Origin of the sequence: Bradyrhizobium sp. SZCCHNRI2009, from assembly GCF_032485115.1 — a bacterium.
In the GTDB taxonomy this organism is placed as follows: Bacteria; Pseudomonadota; Alphaproteobacteria; order Rhizobiales; family Xanthobacteraceae; genus Bradyrhizobium.
The window spans coordinates 409,983-425,027 of record NZ_JAUEUH010000007.1 but is presented as its reverse complement, the minus strand read 5'-3'; the positions used below and the strand labels follow the sequence as shown (position 1 = coordinate 425,027).

The 15,045-nt window shown below is 65.7% G+C and carries 20 protein-coding genes; 13 read left to right on the top strand and 7 right to left on the bottom strand.

What is annotated here, in order from left to right; translation table 11 throughout:
• The first annotated feature begins 121 nt into the window (after nucleotides 1–121).
• A complete protein-coding gene (locus QX041_RS25515; protein ID WP_315826729.1) occupies nucleotides 122–925 on the top strand; it encodes an N-formylglutamate amidohydrolase in 804 nt (267 codons plus the stop codon).
• Nucleotides 926–929: 4 nt separating this feature from the next.
• On the opposite strand, the gene QX041_RS25510 is transcribed toward QX041_RS25515, so the two are convergent.
• Nucleotides 930–2,339 (bottom strand): PLP-dependent aminotransferase family protein, encoded by a 1,410-nt coding sequence (locus tag QX041_RS25510; RefSeq protein WP_316166915.1) that lies wholly within the window; start codon nucleotides 2,337–2,339, stop codon nucleotides 930–932.
• Between the two features lie 86 nt (nucleotides 2,340–2,425).
• Here QX041_RS25510 and QX041_RS25505 point away from each other — a divergent pair, with 86 nt between their 5' ends.
• Both QX041_RS25505 and QX041_RS25500 read left to right on the top strand, forming a co-directional pair.
• A complete protein-coding gene (locus QX041_RS25505; protein WP_316166913.1) occupies nucleotides 2,426–2,569 on the top strand; it encodes a hypothetical protein in 144 nt (47 codons plus the stop codon).
• A 25-nt stretch (nucleotides 2,570–2,594) separates the two neighbouring features.
• Nucleotides 2,595–3,431 (top strand): PhzF family phenazine biosynthesis protein, encoded by an 837-nt coding sequence (locus QX041_RS25500; RefSeq protein WP_316166911.1) that lies wholly within the window; start codon nucleotides 2,595–2,597, stop codon nucleotides 3,429–3,431.
• 45 nt (nucleotides 3,432–3,476) lie between these two features.
• On the opposite strand, the gene QX041_RS25495 is transcribed toward QX041_RS25500, so the two are convergent.
• Nucleotides 3,477–4,097 (bottom strand): LysE family translocator, encoded by a 621-nt coding sequence (locus tag QX041_RS25495; protein WP_315754596.1) that lies wholly within the window; start codon nucleotides 4,095–4,097, stop codon nucleotides 3,477–3,479.
• Nucleotides 4,098–4,227: 130 nt separating this feature from the next.
• Between QX041_RS25495 and QX041_RS25490 the strand changes: the two genes are divergently transcribed.
• The 3 genes from QX041_RS25490 to QX041_RS25480 are packed head-to-tail and all read left to right on the top strand — an operon-like array spanning nucleotide 4,228 to nucleotide 5,512.
• A complete protein-coding gene (locus QX041_RS25490; RefSeq protein WP_315717502.1) occupies nucleotides 4,228–4,542 on the top strand; it encodes a helix-turn-helix domain-containing protein in 315 nt (104 codons plus the stop codon).
• The gene (locus QX041_RS25485) at nucleotides 4,535–4,996 is read left to right on the top strand and encodes an SRPBCC family protein (RefSeq protein WP_316166909.1); all 462 of its coding nucleotides are present in this window, start codon (nucleotides 4,535–4,537) and stop codon (nucleotides 4,994–4,996) included. The genes QX041_RS25490 and QX041_RS25485 overlap by 8 nt, the downstream gene beginning before the upstream one ends.
• A gap of 3 nt (nucleotides 4,997–4,999) precedes the next feature.
• On the top strand, nucleotides 5,000–5,512 hold the full coding sequence (locus QX041_RS25480) for an SRPBCC family protein (protein WP_316166907.1): 513 nt from the start codon (nucleotides 5,000–5,002) through the stop codon (nucleotides 5,510–5,512).
• Nucleotides 5,513–5,525: 13 nt separating this feature from the next.
• Here QX041_RS25480 and QX041_RS25475 read toward each other — a convergent pair whose 3' ends face one another.
• The 4 genes from QX041_RS25475 to QX041_RS25460 all read right to left on the bottom strand — a co-directional run bounded on the left by QX041_RS25475 (nucleotide 5,526) and on the right by QX041_RS25460 (nucleotide 9,286).
• On the bottom strand, nucleotides 5,526–5,948 hold the full coding sequence (locus tag QX041_RS25475) for a hypothetical protein (protein WP_315717505.1): 423 nt from the start codon (nucleotides 5,946–5,948) through the stop codon (nucleotides 5,526–5,528).
• Between the two features lie 112 nt (nucleotides 5,949–6,060).
• Complete coding sequence (locus QX041_RS25470) at nucleotides 6,061–6,837, bottom strand: DUF2189 domain-containing protein (protein ID WP_315717506.1); 777 nt, start codon at nucleotides 6,835–6,837, stop codon at nucleotides 6,061–6,063.
• Between the two features lie 209 nt (nucleotides 6,838–7,046).
• Nucleotides 7,047–8,654 carry an acyl-CoA synthetase gene (locus QX041_RS25465; RefSeq protein WP_315754607.1) on the bottom strand — a complete coding sequence of 536 codons (1,608 nt, stop codon included), beginning with the start codon at nucleotides 8,652–8,654 and terminating at the stop codon, nucleotides 7,047–7,049.
• A gap of 176 nt (nucleotides 8,655–8,830) precedes the next feature.
• Nucleotides 8,831–9,286: a GatB/YqeY domain-containing protein gene (locus QX041_RS25460; RefSeq protein WP_315717508.1), complete on the bottom strand. Its 456-nt coding sequence runs from the start codon at nucleotides 9,284–9,286 to the stop codon at nucleotides 8,831–8,833.
• Between the two features lie 181 nt (nucleotides 9,287–9,467).
• On the opposite strand from QX041_RS25460, the gene carA reads away from it, so the two are divergent.
• The 3 genes from carA (at nucleotide 9,468) to QX041_RS25445 (ending at nucleotide 11,912) form a co-directional block, all read left to right on the top strand.
• Entirely contained in the window at nucleotides 9,468–10,664 is a 1,197-nt protein-coding gene (gene carA / locus QX041_RS25455) for a glutamine-hydrolyzing carbamoyl-phosphate synthase small subunit (RefSeq protein ID WP_315754612.1), read from the top strand.
• Nucleotides 10,665–10,839: 175 nt separating this feature from the next.
• Entirely contained in the window at nucleotides 10,840–11,304 is a 465-nt protein-coding gene (locus QX041_RS25450; RefSeq protein ID WP_410051886.1) for a hotdog fold thioesterase, read from the top strand.
• Nucleotides 11,305–11,369: 65 nt separating this feature from the next.
• Nucleotides 11,370–11,912 carry a cupin domain-containing protein gene (locus tag QX041_RS25445; RefSeq protein WP_315826723.1) on the top strand — a complete coding sequence of 181 codons (543 nt, stop codon included), beginning with the start codon at nucleotides 11,370–11,372 and terminating at the stop codon, nucleotides 11,910–11,912.
• On the opposite strand, the gene QX041_RS25440 is transcribed toward QX041_RS25445, so the two are convergent.
• Nucleotides 11,913–12,239 carry a metalloregulator ArsR/SmtB family transcription factor gene (locus tag QX041_RS25440; protein WP_315717511.1) on the bottom strand — a complete coding sequence of 109 codons (327 nt, stop codon included), beginning with the start codon at nucleotides 12,237–12,239 and terminating at the stop codon, nucleotides 11,913–11,915. It abuts the gene before it with no gap.
• 87 nt (nucleotides 12,240–12,326) lie between these two features.
• Here QX041_RS25440 and QX041_RS25435 point away from each other — a divergent pair, with 87 nt between their 5' ends.
• From QX041_RS25435 to QX041_RS25420, 4 genes are all read left to right on the top strand, one after another.
• Nucleotides 12,327–12,749, top strand: coding sequence for a YeeE/YedE family protein (locus QX041_RS25435; protein ID WP_315717512.1), 423 nt, complete (start codon nucleotides 12,327–12,329; stop codon nucleotides 12,747–12,749).
• A 6-nt stretch (nucleotides 12,750–12,755) separates the two neighbouring features.
• Nucleotides 12,756–13,208 carry a DUF6691 family protein gene (locus QX041_RS25430; protein WP_315717513.1) on the top strand — a complete coding sequence of 151 codons (453 nt, stop codon included), beginning with the start codon at nucleotides 12,756–12,758 and terminating at the stop codon, nucleotides 13,206–13,208.
• A gap of 11 nt (nucleotides 13,209–13,219) precedes the next feature.
• A complete protein-coding gene (locus QX041_RS25425; protein WP_316166904.1) occupies nucleotides 13,220–14,113 on the top strand; it encodes an MBL fold metallo-hydrolase in 894 nt (297 codons plus the stop codon).
• Between the two features lie 104 nt (nucleotides 14,114–14,217).
• Entirely contained in the window at nucleotides 14,218–15,012 is a 795-nt protein-coding gene (locus QX041_RS25420; protein ID WP_315717515.1) for a sulfite exporter TauE/SafE family protein, read from the top strand.
• Nucleotides 15,013–15,045: the final 33 nt, after the last annotated feature.

Here is a 15,045-nt window from a genome sequence, read left to right as displayed (position 1 = left end):
TGTGAATGATCGCCAGAATCAGCATCGTTTGGGCGACCATCATGATGTCCGCCGGCCCAATCCTCATCTGTCTGCCCAATCCGAGATCGGTCTGCCGCTTCATGAAGCAACGAGAGGCAGCATGACCGTGTCCGGCACGAGCAACACTCATCGACTCCTTCAGCCAGACGAAGTTCCACCCGTGCTCGAGCGCAACGCCGATGGGGCGTCGGCCTTGTTCTTCACGTGCGATCACTATGGCCGCCTGCTGCCGCGCGCACTCGGCGATCTCGGCCTGCCCGAAAGCGAACTGGAGCGGCACATCGCCTGGGACATCGGCATCGCCGGCGTCGCGGAGGCCGTATCGCGGGCGCTCGATGCGCATCTGATCGCGCAGCGCTATTCGCGGCTGGTAATCGACTGCAACCGCTCGCCGAAGGCGCCGAACGCGATTCCGATGATCAGCGAGCGCACCACGATCCCCGGCAATGAGGGTCTGACGCACGAGGACGCCGAGCTCCGGCGCCGCGCGATCTTCGATCCCTATCACGACCGCATCACCGAAGTGCTCGATGCGCGCAAGGCCGCGGGGCGGCCGACCATCCTCGTCTCGCTGCACAGCTTCACGCCGGTCTATGCGGGCATGGCGCGGCCCTGGCACATTGGCACGCTGTATCAGCACGACCGTGTGCTACCGCCGCTGCTGTTGAGGGCGCTGCGGGCCGAGCCCGATCTCGTGGTGGGCGACAATCAGCCCTATGCGGTCGGCGACGGCACCGACTACACCATCCCCGTGCATGGCGAGGCGCGCGGGCTGATCAATTCCGGCATCGAGATTCGTCAGAACGAAATCACCGAGCCCGAGGGCCAGCAGCGCTGGGCCGAGCGGCTGATCCGCATTCTCGGCGAGATCGAGGTCGAGCTGCGCAGCAAGGGTCTCGCGTAGCCCGCTACTCCGTCATGTCGGAGGCGTCGTGATGGGCGAGCAGGCCCGCGAGCCGCCACAGCGCCGTGCGCAGATCGTCATGGCTCGGCAGGCCGAGCGCAAGCCGCACCGCATTCGGTGAATGGCCATGCGCCACCGCAAACGCGCTCGCCGGCGTGATCGCGATGCCGGCGCGCGCGGCCGCGGCGGTCAAGGCTTCGGCGCGCCAGCCCTCCGGCAGATGCAGCCAGACATGGTAGGAGCGCGGATCGGCCTCGATGTGATGGCCGGCGAGGCACTCGGCGACGATCGCCTGCCGCACCAGCGCGTCGGCGCGCTTGCGCCTGGTGATCTCGGCCGCCGTGCCGTCGGCGAGCAGCCCCATGCCGGCGGCCAGCGCCAGCGACGTCACCGACCAGGCCCCGGTGCGCACCGTGGCGGCGAATTTTTCGCGCATGCTTCCCGGCACGTAGAGAAAACCGACCGCAATCCCCGGCGCGAGCCGCTTGGCAAGGCTGTCGACCACGACGACACGCTCCTCGGCCTGCGTCGCCAGCGAGACCTGATCGCTGAGGAAGCCGTAGACCAGATCCTCGATGATCATCAGCTCGTGCTTGCGCACCAGACGCACGATCTCCTCGCGCCTCGCCTCGCTCATCGTCAGGCCGAGCGGATTCTGCATCACCGGCTGGATGTAGATCGCGTTGAGCGCGCTCGCGCGGTGCGCCTTGGTCAGGGCATCCGGGCGGATGCCCTCGCCGTCCATCGCGAGCGGCACCAGGGTCACGCCCAGCCGCGCCGCGATGCCCTTGATCATCGGATAGGTGACGGCCTCGACGCCGAGCCGGCCACCGACCGGCACCAGCGCCGAGATCGCCGCAGCCAGCGACTGTCGACCACTGCCGGCGAAGACGAAGTTCTCCGCGCGCGGGCGCCAGCGCTCGCCGGCGAAGAAGGCCGCGGCGGTGCGCCCGGCCTCGGCCAGCCGCCGCTGCGTGATCGGCGCCAGCACCGGCGCCAGCTTCTCCGGCCGCTGCCATGCGGCAAGCGACTTCGCGATCAGGGCCGCCTGATCCGGCAGGGTCGGGAAATTGAACTCGAGATCGATGCGGCCATCGAACGGCTCCAGCCGCAGCGAGGGTGGTACCGGTACCGCCTCTCCCGCGACGAAGGTGCCGCGTCCGACCTCGCCCACGACCAGACCCCTGCGCAATAATTCGGCATAGACGCGCGCTGCCGTGGATGCGGCAATTCCCCGTTCATAGGCGAACTGACGCTGCGGCGGCAGCCGGTCGCCCGCCTTCAGCCTGCCGTTGGCGATGTCCTCGGCAATGTCGTCCACCAGGGCCGTATACGAAGCATTCATGCTATATTGCACCGAGAGCAATGTTTCGATTGCACCGAGATATGTACTGCGCGATTGGTCTTCGAACAACGCAATTGAAGAGCGATAGGTGACTCATGGCATATTCCCTGGCGCAGCGTTGGGCAACTCCGCAAGCTGCCCACGGAAAGAGCAATTTGCTCCAGGTCCCGCACCTCTGGCTGCGGCGCCTGTTCTGGCGGTCCGAACTGGCGATGCTCGATCGCGATCAGATGCGCGACTGCGGCCTTGATCCCGTGGTCGTGCAGGAAGAGGCCAACAAGCCGTTCTGGCGCGACTGACGCCGACATCGAGGAGGGCACCGCAATGCTCGCGCTTCCGTTCCATCAAGTCGACGTGTTCTCCAAGGCCGCCTTCAAAGGCAACCCGCTCGCCGTTATCGCCGAGGCCGACGGCCTCGACGATGCAGCGATGCAGGCGATCGCCAACTGGACCAATCTGTCCGAGACGACCTTCCTGTCACGCGCTCAGAATCCGGGCGCTGATTATCGCGTGCGCATCTTCACCCCGCAGCGCGAACTGTCTTTTGCGGGCCATCCGACGCTCGGCTCGTGCCACGTATGGCTCGCGCTCGGCGGCCGGCCGAAGGGCGAGCATGTGGTGCAGGAATGCGGCGCGGGCCTCGTGCGCATCAAGCGTGACGGAGACCGCCTCGCCTTCGCCGCCCCGCCCCTCCGCCGCTCCGGCGCCGTCGATGCCGAGCTGACGAGCAGGATCGCAGCAGCGCTCGGCATCCCAACGAGCACGATGCGCGCCGTGCAGTGGATCGACAACGGCCCGGGCTGGATCGGCGTACTGATCGACTCGCGCCGGGCGCTGCTCGACATCCGCTACAATCCGGCGTCGCTGCCGCAACAGCCGATCGGCGTTGTTGCGCCATGGGATCGGGCGCAAGATGGCACAGATGCCGACTACGAGGTCCGCGGCTTCATGTGGGGCGGCGGCGAGGACCCGGTGACGGGCAGCCTCAATGCAAGTCTGGCGCAATGGCTGATCGGAGCCGGAATTGCTCCGAAGCAATATGTCGCCTCCCAGGGCACCGTGCTCGGCCGCGCCGGCCGCGTCCATGTCGCGCAGGACGGCGACACGATCTGGATCGGCGGCGACGTCGCGCCGGTGGTGAAGGGGACGATCAGCCTGTAGCGCGCGTCAGCAGACGGCGATGCGGCCGCGGGGCCGAACGCGTGCTCACCGTGCCCGGGTCAGCGCCAGCCACACGCCGCCGCCGATCATGAAGCCGCCGGAGATGCGCGACACCAGCCGCGTCCGCCTGGCCGAGAACAGCTTTCGCGCACGGCCCGCGAGCAGCGCATAGATCGCGTCGGTGAGACCCGCGATCACCATGAAGGTGACGCCGAGCAAACCGACCTGCGGCACGTGGTCCCGGCTCATGTCCATGAACTGCGGCAGGAACGCGCCGAAGAACACCATCACCTTCGGGTTTGAGAGCAGCACCAGCAGCCCCTGCAGGAAAAAGCCGCCGCGCGGCGGCGGTGGCGGCGCCTCGCCCGCGGAGATCCCCTCGATCGGCGAGCGGATGAGCTGAATGCCGAGCCACACCAGATAGGCCGCACCGATCAGCCGCACCCATTCGAACCAATAGCCCATCGTGGCCATCAGCGACGTCAGGCCGACGGCGACGATGCCGATCGCGATCGCCAGCCCGGTCTGCACGCCGGCGATATTGATGAGCGCGGCGCGGGTCCCGTGGCGCAGACCGTTGGCGATCAGCAGCGTCACGACGGGACCCGGCAGCAGCGCCAGCCCGATACAGGCGGCGACGAAGGCGAGATAGACTTGCAGGGACATGAGGCGCCTCCATGCGAATGAGGCGCTCACTAATGCACGACATGTCTGCAGAGGGAAGCCCGCTTGTCCTCGCGCGATCCACAACGCAGCGCCCTTGACACGCAACCATTTGGTTGCCTATTCTTTTCACATGGATGATGTCTTCAAGGCGCTTGCGGACGGCTCACGACGCGCCCTGCTCGACAGGCTCCACGCGCGGAACGGGCAAACCCTGACCGAACTCTGCGACGGCCTCGCGATGACGCGACAGGCCGTGACCAAGCACCTTGCCATTCTGGAAGCGGCCAATCTGGTCGCGACGATCCGGCATGGCCGCGAGAAGCTGCACTATCTCAATCCGGTGCCGATCCATCACATCGGGGAGCGCTGGATCAAGAAGTTCGAGCGCGGCAAGCTCGCCGCGCTCAGCGAGTTGAAGCGGCAATTGGAGGAGCGCGATGAGTAAGCCCGAATTCGTCTACGTCACGTATATCGCGACGACGCCCGAGAAATTGTGGGAAGCGCTGACATCAAACGAATTCGCGAAGCGCTACTGGTTCGGCACCGAACTGCATTCCGACTGGCGCGTCGGCTCGCCGTTCACGCTGGTGACCGACGGGATGGCGACGGATGTCGGCCAGATTCTGGAGTTCGATCCGCCACGCCGGCTCTCCTATACCTTCCAGCACGTCCTGAAAGACGAGTTTCGCAACGAGCAGCCGACCAAGGTCGTGTTCGCGATCGAACAGCACGGCAACTCCGTCAAGCTGACCCTGACGCATGAAGGCTTCGAAGGGGCACGGAGATTGCTCGATGCGGTTTCCAACGGCTGGCCCGCGATCATGTCCGGCCTAAAAAGTCTGCTTGAGACCGGAACGGCGCTGGCGATCCCGATGTCAGCGCTCGGCAAGGGAGTCTGAGCGATGGATCTTGCAAAGTTCAAGCCCGCCACCGTCTACACGATCTACATCGCCGCCAGCCCTGAGAAGGTGTGGCAGGCGCTGACCTCCGCCGAGTTCAGCCGGCAATATTTCTTCGGCTTTGCCGTTGAAGCCGAACTGAGGGCGGGCGGCGCCTTCATCGTGCGCGCGCCGGACGGCTCCGAACACATCAGCGGCCAAGTGATCGTCTGCGAGCCGCCGCACCGGCTGATCGTCACGTGGGACGTCAACTGGCCCGGCCTCGTCGAGGCACTGGGCCGCACGCTCGTGACCTATGAGATCGAACCGGCCGGCGACGCCGTCCGTCTCACGATGACTGAAGCGCATGAGCGGCCGCTCTCCGACGACATCCTGTCTGGCGGACGCCAGGGCTGGCCGGCCATCCTGTCGAGCCTCAAGAGCATGCTCGAGACGGGCAAGCCGCTCGTGGTGAAGATGACGCCGCCGACGCACATGCTGGCGGCCCTGAAGGCGATGGGGATTGCAGTACCTTAAACGACAAGGCCTGCTACGACACCGCGGCGATCTGTGGGATGCTGGCGAGGACGGCGCCGACCTGGACCGCATTGCTCAGCATGCCACCCCAATGTAACCAGCGCAGCCGACGCACGGCCGTCGCATCGCCGGAATCCCTGTCGCGGATGCGCGCGTCCATCTGCCGCAGAAACCAGCGGCGCGAGAGCAGAGCGAACGCCGCGATCAGCCCAATGCCCAGCCCCAGAACGGGGCGGCCGTCGGCGAGCACGGCGAGCGCGCCGATGCCGCCAGCGATCGAAAGCGCCACGAAGTAGGAGTCGAACATGCCGCGCAGGAGCCGGGTGACCGGCACGATGTCGAGCCGCACCAGCAGAAAGGCCGGCGCGGCCAGCAGCAGATAGAACATCGGCAGCAACAAGACGATCGTGGCAAACAACGCGATGTTGTCCGGCATCATCCTCCTCCGACATTGAGGCCGGCCGGACCACCGGCGAGCCGCGTTTCGAAACGAGCCCATTTGACGGCGTCCATGCGCCATCGAACCGTCGTCGCGGCTCGCCCTTGTCTTATGCCGGAGCTACGATCCGGCGGTACAGATGCCAGGTCGCATGGCCCAGCACCGGCACAGTGACCAGCAGCCCAAGAAAGTACGGCAATGCCGAAATGATCAGCAGCACGGTGATGACGGCGGCCCAGCCGATCATCGGGCCGGGACTCGTCACGACCGCGCGCACGCTGGTGATCATCGCCGTCACGAAATCGACGTCGCGCTCCAGCAGCAGCGGAAACGACACGACCGTGAGCGAGAACAGCACCAGCGATAGAGCGGCGCCGTCGAGATTGCCGATCGCGAGGAAGAGCAGACCCTCGTTGGTCGTCAGCACCACGGTCATGAACTCCTTGATGCTGGAGAACGAGGCATTGAGCCCGAGCAGCAGCGCGATCAGGAGGCGCACCTGGTACATCCAGATGATGAAGAAAAATAGTGTCACGAACGCCATCCAGCCGATCTCGCCGCGCGAAGTGATCGTGCGCCAGATCCCGCCATAGGAAATCGGCTGGCCGAGTTCGCGGCGGCGGCTGACCTCGTAGAGACCGATCGCGACGAACGGGCCGATCAGCGCAAACCCCGCGGCCAGCGGATAGGCCAAGTAGACCATCCCGAAGGCGGTGACGCACAGCACGATGCTGATGCCGCCGAGTACATAGATCAGCCCGAAAGCAAGGCCGAACATGGGCTGAGCCTGAAAATCGCGGAGGCCTTGCGTCAAGGCTTCGGCAATATCGGCCGTGGTGATGCGGCGCACCACGGGATCGGATCGTCCCGAGACGGATGCGGTCATCGGCGGTCCCTCCTGAATGTTGTTGTTGCCGTGATGCTAACAGCGGGAGGGCGGGGATTTCAATTTCAACTTGTGGGCAGAGGGGCGGAGCGATCACATATGACGATGCAGTTTTGCACTCGTCTGTCGCCATCCGTCGTGCCGTGCGGGACTGCCAGCGAGGCGAGGGAGCCAGGCGCACCATTGGGCACCCACGAACGGGAGCCCCCCTACCCCCGCGCCCGCAACTCCCGCCTCAGCACCTTGCCGGTCGCCGTCATCGGCAGGGTGTCGGTGAATTCAACGTGGCGCGGGTATTCGTGCGCGGCAAGCTTCACTTTGACGAAGTCCTGGATCTCTCGCGACAGCGTGTCATTTGCAACGAAGCCAGGGCGCAGCACGATCCACGCCTTGATGGCCTCCGTGCGCACCGGGTCGGGAATGCCGACGACGGCCGCCAGCGCGACTGCCGGATGCTTGAGCAGCGTGTCCTCGATCTCCGCCGGGCCGATGCGATAGCCGGCCGACGTGATGACATCGTCCTCGCGGCTCGCATACCAGAAATAGCCGTCGTCATCCTGGGTGCCGAGATCGCCTGTCAGCAGCACGTCGCCCGCGAACTTCTTCTGCGTCGCCTCCGGATTGCGCCAATATTCGATCATGGTGCAGGGATTGGGCTGGCGCACGCCGATGATGCCCCTCTCTCCGCGCGGCAGCTCCTCGCCCTTGTCGTTGACGATCAGCACCTCGAAGCCCGGCGTCGCCTTGCCCATCGAGCCCGGCCGGATCGGAAACAGCCTCGCATTGTTGCCGACGACGAGATTGCATTCGGTCTGGCCGTAGATCTCGTGCGCATCGATGCCGAAGGTCGCGCGCACCCAGTCGAGCAGCTCGGCGCCGAGCGACTCGCCGCCGGTGAGGATGCTGCGCAGCTTGACGCCCTCGTGCTTGACATTGGCCTGGCGCATCAACTTCAGCGCGGTCGGGGGCAGGAACACGTTGCGGACGGCGTAGTCCGCCATCAGTTGCATTGCGGCCTGCGGCTCGAATTTCCTGGCGCGATAACCGATCATCGGGATCGCGTGATACCATGCAGGAAACAGCGCATCGAACAGGCCGCCGATCCATGCCCAATCCGCCGGCGTCCACATGACGTCGCCGGGCTTCGGCAGGAAGCCGTGCACCATCTCGACATTGGGCAGGTGGCCGAGCAGTACGCGATGGGCGTGCAGCGCGCCCTTGGGATTTCCGGTCGTACCCGAGGTATAGATGATGATGGCAGGGTCGTCGCTCGACGTGGCGACGGTCGGGAATTGATCGGAGGCGCGCTCCAGCGTCGGCCAGAAGGCTTGGGCGCCGAGGCCGTCGCCGTCAGTGACATAGATCGTCTTGAGCTCCGGCAGATGGTCGCGAATGCGCGCAAGCTTCGCAAGGCCCGTGGCGTCGGTGACGACGACCTTGGCGCCGGAGTTCTGCAGCCGGAATTGCAGCGCGTCCTCGCCGAACAGCGTGAACAGCGGCACCGAGACGAGACCGGCGCGGAACGCCGCCAGATGGACGATCGGCAGCTCCAGCGACTGCGACAGGAACACCGCGACGCGGTCGCCCTGCGCGAGACCATCGGCCTTCAATACGTTGGCGAAGCGGCAGGAGTAATCGCGCAGCTCATCGAATGAGACGCGCCGTGCGGCGCCGTCCTCTTCGACGACGATCAGCGCCAGGCGCCCCGAGCCGTCGGCGTGGCGATCGCAGGTCGCGACCGCGATGTTGAACTGCGCCGGGATGTCCCAGCGGAAGTCGCGAGTGAGCTGGTCGTAGTCGGACGTTTCCTTGAGCATCGTTCTCTCCGTCATGGCCAGGCGAAGACCCGCCTGCGGGGCCGAAGCCCCTTCGGCGCGGCGAAGGCCCGGCCATCCACGTCTTTCTTCTTGATGACAGTCTTAAAGACGTGGATGCCCGGGACAAGCCCGGGCATGACGATGTGGGGATGGCTCGGCGCTTCGCGTCGCGCGGCCTAGCCCGACAGCGCCGCCTTCACCAGCGCGCTCGCCTTGGCGAAATCCATCTGCCCGGTGTACTTGGCCTTCAGCACGGCGATCACCTTGCCCATGTCCTTCATGCCGGCGGCGCCGGTCTCGGCGACTGCAGCGGAGATGGCGGTCTTCACCTCGTCGTCGCTCATCTGCTTCGGCAGATAGGCCGAGATGACCGCGATCTCCTCGCGCTCGCCGGCGGCGAGCTCGGCGCGGCCGCCCTTTTCATACAGCTCGACCGACTCCTGACGCTGCTTGATCATCTTCTGCAGCACCGCGAGCACGTCGGCGTCGGTCAAGGGCGGCTTGCCTTCGCCGCGCGCGGCGATGTCGGCGTTCTTCAAGGTCGAGTTCACCATGCGAAGGGTGGACAGCTTGCGCTCGTCCTTGGCCTTCATCGCCTCCTTGACCGCATTGTTGATGTCGTCGCGCAGCATGCTCTCGCCCTCTCAAAATCCATTGGCGCTGGTCTAGGCGGTTCGCCCACCCGAAACAACACGGTTCCGCATCCGTTCCGGTCGGATGCCTCGAAACTCCGGCCGAATTGACCGAAATCGCATGTGAATCGGCCGCTTCCCGCTTTGACGCCGCGCGCCTGGGGCACTATGTAGGGGCCTCATGACACACATCGATACTGACGCCGCCTGGCCGGACCATAAACCGACCGCGCTCCTCGTGCTCGCCGACGGCACGGTGCTGGAAGGCTACGGCCTCGGCGCCGAAGGCCACGCCGTGGGCGAGGTCTGCTTCAACACCGCCATGACCGGCTATGAGGAGATCCTGACCGATCCGTCCTATGCCGGCCAGCTCATCACCTTCACCTTCCCGCATATCGGCAATGTCGGCACCAACGACGAGGATATCGAGACGGTGAACATGGCGGCGACGCCGGGCGCACGCGGGGTGATCCTGCGCACCGCGATCACCGATCCGTCGAACTACCGCGCCACCCGCCATCTCGACCAGTGGCTGCGTGCGCGCGGGATCATCGGGCTGTCCGGCATCGACACCCGGGCGCTGACCGCGCTGATCCGCTCCAAGGGCATGCCGAACGCCGTGATCGCGCATGCCAAGGACGGCAATTTCGACCTCGACGCCCTGAAGAAGGAAGCGCGGGAATGGCCCGGCCTGGAGGGCATGGACCTCGTGCCGATGGTGACCTCCGCCCAGCGCTTCACCTGGGACGAGACCCCCTGGGTGTGGAACGAGGGCTTCGGCCGACAGGTCAATCCGGAGTTCAACGTCGTCGCGATCGACTACGGCATCAAGCGCAACATCCTGCGCCTGCTCGCCGGCGTCGGCTGCAAGGTGACGGTGGTGCCGGCGACGACGCCGGCCGAGGACATCCTGGCGATGAAGCCGGACGGCGTGTTCCTGTCGAACGGACCCGGCGATCCCGCGGCGACCGGTAAATATGCCGTGCCGGTCATTCAGCAGGTGATTTCGTCGGGCACACCGACCTTCGGCATCTGCCTCGGCCATCAGATGCTCGGGCTTGCGGTCGGCGCCAAGACCAAGAAGATGCACCAGGGCCATCACGGCGCCAACCATCCGGTCAAGGACGAGACCACCGGCAAGGTCGAGATCACCTCGATGAACCATGGCTTCGCGGTCGACCAGGACACGTTGCCGTCGGGCGCGACGCAGACCCACATCTCGCTGTTCGACGGCTCGAATTGCGGCATCCAGCTCGAGGGCAAACCGGTGTTCTCGGTGCAGTACCACCCGGAAGCTTCGCCCGGCCCGCGCGACTCGCATTACCTCTTTCAGCGCTTCGCCGAGCTGATGCGCGAGAAGAAGCGCAGCGCAGCCTGAGGTCGGCAGCTGGACAGGATTCGAAATGCCCGGGCTGGTCCCGGGCATTTTTCTGTCCGCAATCTTGTGATCGCCGGCATCTGTTTTGCCCTCGATCTTTTCGCACCGCATTCATATGATGATCATCATATATTGTAGATCGACAATATATGAGCGAGACGGATTCGCGCGCTGAATTCGGCGTGGTGCCCCTGGCGGTACTGGCCTCGATGCCCGGGCTCGATTTCGTGCGCGGCATCTTCGCCGGGACCTTGCCGCAGCCGCCGATCGTGCAGACCGTCGCGCCGTTCGACTGCAGCGCCGAGCCCGGCCGGGTCGTCATGCACAGCGTGCCGGCCTTGCGGCACTACAATCCGATCTGCTCGGTGCATGGCGGCTACACCGCGATCCTGCTGGATTCCGCGATGGGGCTCGCCGTCCCACGATGTGCCCGCAGGGCAGCGGTTACACCACGCGGGAATTCAAGGTCTCCTTCATCAAGGCAATGACCGAGACCACCGGCATCGTGAGAACGGAGGGCAGGACGCTGTCGTTCGGACGCCGCGCCGCGACCGCCGAGGCACGCATCGCCGATTCGCAAGGGCGCCTGCTGGCGCACGCCACCACGACTTGCCTGGTGCTCGAGCTGCCCAAGGCGTGAGACGGAACGGCGGCTGCGCAGGCCGGTTGATAGGGTGAGGCCCCATCCTTTGTTCCGAGGTCGCCATGCCTGCCGCCCCCTCGCCCCGCGTCAAGTCGATCGAACCGCTCAGCATCGTGTTCGCGGATGACGGCCTGGTGCCCAATAATCCGATGCCGTTCCTGGTCTACAAGGCCGTCATCGATCTGGGTGGCGCCGATCCGGCGGCCGACATCGAGCGCGTGTTCGCCGCCAATGGCTGGGGCGACATGTGGCGCAACGGCGTCTACGACTATCTGCACTATCACGCGACCGTGCATGAGGCGCTGGGTGTCGCCGGCGGAACGGCGCGGGTCCGCTTCGGCGGCGATCAGGGCCGGGAGCTGGAGCTCAGGCCGGGCGACGTCGCCATCCTGCCGGCCGGCACTGGACATCAATGCATCGCTGCCAGCAGCGATTTCTGCATCGTCGGCGCCTATCCGCCCGGACCGAAGATGCAGATCACGCGGCCGACGCCGGAGAACCACGCCCGCGCATCGAAAACCATTCCGGAGGTGCCGCTGCCCGCGACCGATCCTGTGCTCGGCGCGGGCGGCCCGCTCACGCGCCTGTGGCACCAGGCGCGCTGATCAGGCGCAATACAGCCGATACAGCGTCTGCAGGATCTCGCGGACCTCCCGGCTCGCCAGCCGATAGTAGATGGTCTGGCCATCGCGCCGGGTGGCGACGAGATCGAGCGCGCGCATCTTCGCGAGATGCTGAGACAGCGCCGCCTGTCGCAACCCGACCTGTTCGGCGAGATCGCCGACCGCGCGCTCGCCGTCGATGAGGTTGCAGAGCACCATGAGGCGCTTCGAATTCGCCATGGCAGCGAGCAGGCCCGCCGCCTCCTCCGCCTTGTCGTCGAGCGCCGCCACCATGGCCTCACGGGTTTTGCGCCTGGCCTGTGTTGTCATGATTGTTACTTCTTCATTTTCGTATATATGCAATAATGCACATGATAGCCGATTGCAACATGCCCCCGACGAGGAATCAAGGACGATATGATCACGGAGTATACAGCGGTCACGGCGCTCGCAGGCGGCGCCCTCATCGGCGCTGCAGCCGTCATGCTGATGGGCCTGACCGGCCGTATTGCCGGCGTCAGCGGCATCGCCGCGCGGCTGTTGCCACCCTGGGACGGTGCGCTCGCTGGCCGGCTCGCCTTCATAGGAGGGCTGGTCGCCGCCGCCCTTGCAGTCCGCATCGTCAGCGGGAGCCTGCCGCCGCTGAAGCTGGAGGTCGGTCCGATCGATATGGTTGCAGCCGGGCTGCTGGTCGGCTTCGGGGCGGTCTGGGGCAACGGCTGCACCTCGGGTCATGGCGTCTGCGGCATCGCCAGCCTCTCGCCGCGCTCGATCGTCGCCACGCTGGTGTTCATGGCCACCGCGGTCGCGACCACCTTCCTCGTTCGCCACGTGCTGTGAGGCACCATGATCATTTTCGTCCAGTTCACCGTCGGCCTCATCTTCGGACTCGGGCTGCTGCTCTCGGGCATGTCCAATCCAGAGAAGGTGCTCAACTTCCTCGATTTCGCGGCGATCCGCTTCGGCGGCTGGGATCCGAGCCTGATCCTCGTGATGGCTGGAGCGGTGGGGGTCACCTTCGCCGGCTTCCGACTGGTTTTCCGGCGCCGGCGTCCCGTCCTCGGTGACCAATTCCACCTGCCATCCTTTCAGACGCTGGATTGGCGGATCGCAACCGGCCCTGCGATCTTCGGCATCGGCTGGGGCCTCGCCGGCATCTGCCCGGGCCCGGCCTTCGTGGCGCTCGGCTACGGCTCGCCTGCCATCGTCCTGTTCGTCACGGCCATGATGATCGGAATGGCCGCAGCCCGCATGCTCGCGAGCCGCCGGCCCTCGCTCGCCGCAGTCGCTTCAGAATGAGGGAGGCTTGAATGTCCGGCATTCCTCATCCGGTCGACCTGTCAGTGAAACCCGAGGTCACACCGTTCTTCGATCGCGCCACCAACACCGTCAGCTATGTGGTCAAGGACCCAGGCTCGCGGGCCTGCGCGGTGATCGATTCGGTCATGGACATCGACTATGCATCGGGGCGCATCGCACCGCATTCGGCCGACGAGATCATTCGCCTGATCGAGGATCGCGGCTGGCAACTGGACTGGCTGATCGAGACCCATGTCCATGCCGACCATCTGTCGGCGGCGCCCTACATCCAGTCAAGGCTGGGCGGCAGGATCGGCATCGGCGCCAACATCAGGATGGTGCAGGAGACGTTCGGCAAGATCTTCAACGAAGGCACCGAGTTTCAGCGCGACGGCAGCCAGTTCGACCGCCTGTTCCATGATGGCGACACCTACCGGATCGGCGCAATCACCGCCTTCGCCATGCATACGCCGGGGCACACGCCGGCCTGCATGACTCATGTGATCGGAGACGCCGCCTTCGTCGGCGACCCGCTATTCATGCCGGACGGCGGCTCGGCACGCGCCGACTTTCCTGGCGGCGATGCCCGCACGCTGTATCGCTCGATCCGCCGGGTGCTGGAGTTGCCTGACGCGACGCGGCTGTTCATGTGCCACGACTACGGTCCAAACGGCCGCGACATCCGCTGGGAAACGACGGTGGCCGAGCAGCGCGCGCACAACATCCACGTCCGCGACGGCATCACCGAGGATCAGTTCGTCGCCGCCCGCGAGGCGCGCGACCGCACCTTGGACATGCCCAAGCTGATCATCCCCTCCCTGCAGGTGAACATGAAGGCGGGACGGCTGCCGACGCCCGATCAGGACGGCCGGCGCTTCCTGAAAGTCCCGCTCAACGCACTCTAGGACACCCCTCGCCCCACCGACCACGCGGCAGACGTCGCGGCTCGGCTTTCCCATTTGGCAACGGCCGGGCGCCGGCGCGGCACGCCACTCCGGAGCATCGCAGGATGACCTTGTCCGCTGCCCAGCTTGCGCTCGGCTCGCTGTCGGGCTCTTTCGTCGGATTCACGCTCGGCCTGATCGGCGGGGGCGGATCGGTGCTGGCCGTGCCGCTCATGGTGTATCTGGTAGGCGTCGGCAATCCCCACGTCGCGATCGGCACGAGCGCGGTCGCCGTAGCGATCAACGCGGCGGCCAATCTCGCCAATCATGCCCGCTCCGGGAACGTCAAATGGCCTTGCGCGCTGGTGTTTGCTGCAACGGGCGTGGTCGGCGCCTTCGCTGGCTCGACGCTCGGCAAGATGGTCGACGGTCAGAAGCTGCTGCTGCTGTTCGCCCTGGTCATGATCGTGATCGGCCTCTTGATGCTGCGCAGGCGCGGCACGAACAGCCAGCTGGACGTCAAGCTTTCGCGCGACAATCTGTTGCCGCTCTTGGCATTCGGTTTCGGCACGGGAACACTGTCCGGCTTCTTCGGCATCGGCGGCGGCTTCCTGATCGTTCCGGCTCTGATGTTTGCGACGGGCATGCCGATCCTCTACGCGATCGGCTCCTCGCTCGTGTCCGTCACGGCGTTCGGACTGACGACCGCAGCAAACTACGCGCTGTCGGGACTGGTCGACTGGGCGCTGGCGGCGACCTTTCTCGTCGCCGGCATCGCCGGTGGCCTGGTCGGTGCGAAGCTGGCGGCTCGCCTGTCCGGTACGCGCGGCACCCTGAACAAGGTGTTTGCCACGGTGGTATTCGTGGTGGCGGCTTACATGATCTATCGGAGCTGGTCGGCACTCGGCCACTCCGCATAGCCTGGCATGGTATGAGCCGGAGGCCGGCATCGA